This is a genomic window from Mesorhizobium sp. M7A.F.Ca.CA.004.06.1.1 (assembly GCF_003999135.1).
GTDB lineage: Bacteria > Pseudomonadota > Alphaproteobacteria > Rhizobiales > Rhizobiaceae > Mesorhizobium.
The window spans coordinates 1-5,909 of sequence record NZ_RZPQ01000357.1; the positions used below are offsets into that span (position 1 = coordinate 1).

General features: G+C 64.1%; 4 protein-coding genes and 1 pseudogene. 1 reads left to right on the top strand and 4 read right to left on the bottom strand.

The genetic code is table 11. The features are described from left to right. Positions 1–2,126, top strand: a pseudogene (locus EN906_RS20290) (kinesin); the annotation flags it as partial. A 285-nt stretch (positions 2,127–2,411) separates the two neighbouring features. Here EN906_RS20290 and EN906_RS20300 read toward each other — a convergent pair. From EN906_RS20300 to EN906_RS20315, 4 genes are all read right to left on the bottom strand, one after another. Further along, positions 2,412–3,119, bottom strand: coding sequence for an ABC-type transport auxiliary lipoprotein family protein (locus EN906_RS20300; RefSeq protein ID WP_127271479.1), 708 nt, complete (start codon positions 3,117–3,119; stop codon positions 2,412–2,414). After that, positions 3,100–4,473: an MlaD family protein gene (locus EN906_RS20305; RefSeq protein WP_127272353.1), complete on the bottom strand. Its 1,374-nt coding sequence runs from the start codon at positions 4,471–4,473 to the stop codon at positions 3,100–3,102. The genes EN906_RS20300 and EN906_RS20305 overlap by 20 nt, the downstream gene beginning before the upstream one ends. A 14-nt stretch (positions 4,474–4,487) precedes the next feature. Then, complete coding sequence (locus EN906_RS20310) at positions 4,488–5,309, bottom strand: ABC transporter ATP-binding protein (RefSeq protein WP_127276369.1); 822 nt, start codon at positions 5,307–5,309, stop codon at positions 4,488–4,490. A gap of 1 nt (position 5,310) precedes the next feature. Then, positions 5,311–5,909: ABC transporter permease (locus EN906_RS20315; protein ID WP_164777258.1), on the bottom strand; the 599-nt coding region annotated here is incomplete at its 5' end.

A 5,909-nucleotide genomic window follows, 5' to 3' on the forward strand; every position in this document is an offset into this window, starting at 1 on the left:
TCGCCGAAGGTTCGGAAGCGCTGTCGAGCCGTGCCTCGGAAATCGGCCGTATCTTCGACGAGGCGGATCAGCGTCTGGTGTCGCGCATCGCCAGCAGCACCTCCACGATCGGCGAGCATGCCGAGACGATCGTCGGTGCCTTTGCCGATACCGAGCAACGGGTTGCCGAACGCGCAAGGCGGACCGGCCAGGAGATGGCCGTGCACGCCCGCGAAATCGAGCAGGCGCTTGCCGGTGCGGACGAGCGTTTCGCGTCGAGTGCCGCGGCCGCGGCAGCCCGTGTCGAAGAGCAGGTCTCAGGCGTCGAGAACCGCCTCGCCTTCACAGCCGAGACGATGGGCCAGAAGCTCAACGAACAGGTGTCGAATGCCGAGGCGCAACTCGTCTCGCGCGCCAATGTGATCGCCGAGACCTTCACCGCGGTTGGCCAGCATATCGGCCAAAGCACCAACGATGCCGCCAAGACGATCGGCGCCAACACCCGCGAACTCAACACCATGCTCGCCGCACGTTCGGCCGAAATGTCGAAGATCCTCGACGAAACCGCACGGCCCCTGGTCGAGCGCTTCGCCCAGGGCGGCTCGGACCTGCAAAAGAGCATGGAAGAGGTCACCGAACGCGCCACCGAGAAGCTGCGCAGCGAGAATGCCGCGCTTGTCGACGCGCTCGCCAGCCGCACCGCCGAAACCTTGTCGGCGGTCGAAGGCGCCCGCTCGTCGCTGTCCGACAGCGTCGCTGATCTCATCGGCCGCATGACCAAGTCCAGCTCGCAGCTCGGCCAGCTGATCGATCAGGCCGCGGTCAATCTCGGCCAGGTCGATGAACGCCTGAGCGGCAGCACGCAAAGCTTCGCCGCCACCACGGAAAAAGCCGCGCAGACCTTCGCCAGCTCGGCACGTCTGGTCGATTCGAACACGACGAGGCTGACGGAACTGTCGTCGTCCACCTTGCGCGAGGTGGCGTCGATCGCCACCAAGTTCGACGAACACAGCCGCCTGCTGTCCAGCGCTTCGGACCTGCTGAGCTCGGCCCAGAGCAATCTCGAACACACGCTCGAACGGCAATCGTCGCTCGAAGACCTCGCTGTCGGCCTGGTCAAGAAGTCGGAAGATCTCGAAAGGGTCATGCGCTCGTTCGAAAATCTCGTCGGCCAGACGCTGCAGAACGCCGAAGGCAAGACGATGGAGTCGGCCGACAAGATCCGCAACGCCATCACCGACGTCGTCGATTCGGCAACCAAGCGCTTTGCCGATGCCACCGAGGAGATGCGGCGCACCGCCGGCTCGATCAAGAGCGAACTCGACCTGACCCGGGCCGAGCTCAAGAAGGGCGTCATCGAAATGCCCGAAGAGGCAAAGGAATCGACCTCGGCCATCCGCCGCGCCGTTTCCGAGCAGATCAACGCCCTGAAGGAGCTTTCGGACATCGTGGCCAAGTCCGGCCGCGGCGGTGACGGGTCCGAACCACGCAACCTGCGTCCGGCGCCGCAAGCGCCGGCCGCACGCGCTGCCGAGCCGCCGCGCCGCGCACCGGCACCGCAGCCGGACCTGCGCACGCCTCAGGCGCCCTTGGGCGGCCCTGCATTGCGCGGCACGCTCGACCTTGAGCGTCCTGCCGAGGCGGCACCGCGTCCGCGCGGCGATGCCAGCGCCCGCACGCCCCAGGGCGGATGGGTGCGGGATCTGCTGACCGCGGCATCGAACGATGAGGACCTCAGGTCGGCAGCCCCTACGGCCCCCGTGGAAGCGCAGCGCGCTACCCCTGCCCAGCGCTCGCCCCTGCATGTCGTGGAATCGCTGAACTCGCTCTCCGTCGATATCGCGCGTGCCATCGACCACGAGGCTTCGATCGAGCTGTGGAACCGCTACCGGCGTGGCGAGCGTGACGTGTTCACAAGGCGGCTCTACACGTTGAAGGGACAGCAGACGTTCGACGAGATCCGTCGCAAGTATCAGGCGGAAGCCGAGTTCCGCGCCGCTGTCGACCGCTACTGCGACGATTTCGAGAAGCTGCTCAAGGATGTCTCGCGCAACGACCGCGACAACATCATGGCGCAGACCTACCTGACGTCGGACACCGGCAAGGTCTACACCATGCTGGCCCATGCGAGCGGCCGCCTGCACTGAGCGGGCGACGAGGATCACAATCGGTCGGCGCCGCCCCTCATCCGCCTGCCGGCACCTTCTCCCCATATAGTGACGGGGAGAAGGAGATGGCCGCACTCCCGGCGCCCATTCAGCAACGTTGGCGATTGGCGAAATCTTCGGCGACAACGTCTTTCTCCCCGTCACTATACGGGGAGAAATGCCCGGCAGGGCAATGAGGGGCGGCGCAAACCAAAGATCTTTAGTCGATGCGCTGTGCGACGTGGTTTCAACGCGACGCACGATCGCTTTGAAAGCTCGGCCGGCTCAGATCACCGAATCCGTCCAGCGCACGATTTGCCCGGCGGCGTCGCCGAACGCCTTGTCGAGCGCGCTGACATAGGCAGGATTGCCGCTGCCCGAGACGGGTGCGGCTGCGGTGAAGCTCTTGGAGGCACGGACCTCGCCGTTGCGATCGTTCAGGATCCGCACGAACAGATCGACCTCGGCATGTTCGCCGCCGTCGACACGCACCTCGAAGGACCGGATTTCGACGATCACCTGATAGTCGATCGCCAGGCCCTCGCCCGGCTTGCCGACGCCGGCAAAGCTGCCCGAGCGCTGGAAGGTCTCGGCCAGCCGCGCCTGCACGATCAGCGGCAGCCGGTCGGCCCATTGCGCGCCCTTAAGATACTGGATCGAGCGATCCGACGGTTTGATGACGATGTTCTGGCTGTCCAGCGCCTTGAGCGCCGACGGCTGCGCGATCAGGATCTGGCGGCGGCTATGGCCATGCGCGTCGATCGACGGCGCCGACAGCTCGAACGTATCGAGCGGCGCGGGCTTGCCGCCCAACGCCGCGCAGCCGGCCAGCGTCAGGGCAAGCAGTGCCGCAGCCGATGTCAACCCGCCCGTTTTCACCCACACAGACTTCACGCGCGATCCCCGTTGTCCCCGGATCGTAAGATCGACCCGCTTTCGCGGCTCATGTTTCTGGGGCGCGCCGTCGCCGAAGTCAACGCCGCGCCCTGCCATCGAATTGCCGAACCTCGCCGTCGCCACCCGAAAGGATGCGCTGCGGATTGCGGCTGAGATCGGTCACCGCCTCTTCGATGCGGCTGATCGAACGGCGGCTGTCCTGCACCAAGGCCTCGACATTCGAAAGTCCCTGTCCCGAGAAGCGCGCCAGATTGTCGGTGATGACGCCAAGGCGGGCATTCAGCGTGTCGGCAACCTGCTTGAACGACTTCAGCGTCGCCCTGGCATCCGCCATCACGCCATCGGCCTGCCCCGACCCGAGCAAGGTATCGACCCTGGCAAGAATGCCATCGACCCGCACCGAGGCATCGTTGAGCCGTTGCGCGAGCTGCTTTGCGTCCTTGATCGTCTGGTCGATGTCGTCGGCCCGGTTGGCGAACTTGTGGGTCACCTCAGCGATATCGGCGGCGGCCTTGTCGGCGCTCTCGCTGGCCTTTTGGATGTTGGCGAGCGCCGAGCGCACTTGTGCGGGATCGATACCGTCGATCACGTTGTCGACCTTGGCCAGCGTGCCTTGCGTCCGTTTGGCGAAGTCGTTGACCGATCCCACGGCTGTATCGACGTTCTTGATCACGCCGTCGAGCTGCTTCGACGTCTCCTTGAGGTTACCGGTTACCGCGTCGACATTGGCGACGATGCTCTTGATCTTGTCCTTGTCGACGGCGTTGAGAAGGCCTTCGGCTGCTTTCAGCGTGCCGTCGAGTTTGCCGGAAACGCCTTTAAGCTCATCCGCCAGCGTGCTGGCGGCGGACAGGAATTTGTCGATGCCATCCGAATTCTTGGCCAGCGCATCGGAGAAGGTCTGAACATTCTGGACGGTCTGCGTCAGCGGCCCGCGAACGTCCCTGGTGAAGCCTTCGAGCTCGGTCAGCACCTTGTCGGCGCGGGTGAAGATATTCTGCGCCGTCTGCAAGAGGTTGGTCACCGCCGACGGGTTGGCGACGATCTCGGCGACCTTGCCTTCCTTTTCCGCCTGGTCGAGGAGTTTCACTTCCTTGGGGTCGGCGCCCTTGAGCTCGATGTTGGCCTGCCCGGTCAGGCCGGCAAGCCCGATATCGGCTTGCGTCGATTTGGTGATCGGCGTCATGCGGTCGATCTCGGTATCGGCGATGGCAACCGTCGGATTGTCGACGTCGATATAGACGCGCTTGACGTCGCCGACCTTGACGCCGTTGAACAGCACGAAACTGCCGCGGCCAAGCCCGGACGCAGAGCCCGGAATGCGCACGCGCAGCAACGTCGTCTCGCCCTTGTCGCCGATGGCCGCCGTCCAGTAGACGAAGGCAAACGCCGCCAGGATCGCGGCCAGCGTGAAGATGCCGACAATGACGTAGTTGGCTCTGGTTTCCATTGTCCCACTTATGGCTATGCGCGCGCCGCAAGATCAAGTTGCCGGGCGCGTTTTCCGCGGAAATAGGACTTTACCCACGGTTCCTCGCTCTTCAGCATGTCGTCGATGGTGCCTTCGACCAGCACTTTCTTCTTGCCGAGCACGGCCACCCGGTCGCAAGCGGTGAACAGCGTGTCGAGATCGTGCGTGACCATGTAGACAGTCAAATCCATCGTATCGCGCAGCTTGACCACCAGCTCGTCGAACTCCGCCGCGCTGATCGGATCGAGGCCCGATGTCGGCTCGTCGAGGAAGACGATGTCGGGATCGAGCGCCAGCGCCCGGGCCAGCGCGGCGCGCTTGATCATGCCGCCGGACAGTTCGGACGGGAATTTCTGCGCTGCATCGGGCGGCAGCCCGACCAGCTCGATCTTGAGCATCGCCAGTTCGTCCATCAGCTTTCGCGGCAGGTCGAGATATTCGCGCATCGGCACCTGGACGTTTTCCTGCACTGTCAGCGCCGAGAACAACGCGCCGTGCTGGAACAGCACGCCAAGTCGCATGTCGATGCGCAGACGCTCGGCATCATCAGCTTTCTCGACATCGACGCCGAACAGCTTGATCGTACCCGACTGCTTGCGCGTCAGGCCGAGAATGGTGCGCAGCAGAACGGATTTACCAGCACCCGAGGCGCCGACAAATCCAAGGATTTCGCCGCGCCTTATGTCGAGCGACAGTCTGTCGAGGATAAGCTTGTCGGCGAAGGACACGCTGATGTCGTGCGCGGATAGCACGATGTCGCCCTCACCCGCCTCATCCGCCAATGCGCCCGCCCTTTTCCTGTTTCGCAGGTTCATCTCAGAACTCGATCGCTGCGTAGAACATGGCAAAAAGTCCGTCGAGGATGATGACGACGAAGATCGACTTCACAACCGAAGCGGTAACATGCTGGCCGAGCGATTCGGCGCTGCCGCCGACCTTCATGCCTTCGACCGAGGCAATCGTGCCGATGATCATGGCCATGAACGGCGCCTTGATCAGGCCGGCAAAGATGGTGCTGAGATCGATGGCGACGCGCAACCGGTCGATGAAGGCGGCGGGCGGGATGTCGGAATAGAGCCAGGCAGCCAGTATGCCGCCGCCGAGTGCGGCGAAATTGGCGATGATGGTCAGGCATGGCAAGGCGATGACCAGCGCCACGAGCCGCGGAAAGACCAGGACGCCGATCGGGTTGAGCCCGATGACCTTCAGCGCGTCGACCTCCTCGCGCATCTTCATCGAGCCGATCTCGGCGGTGATCGCGCTGCCGGAGCGGCCGGCGATCATGATCGCCGTCATCAGCACGCCGAGTTCGCGCAGGATCAGCACGCCGACCAGGTCGACGACGAAGATATCGGCGCCGAAATAGCTGAGCTGATAGGCGCCTTGCTGGGCAACGATGGCGCCGACGATCGCCG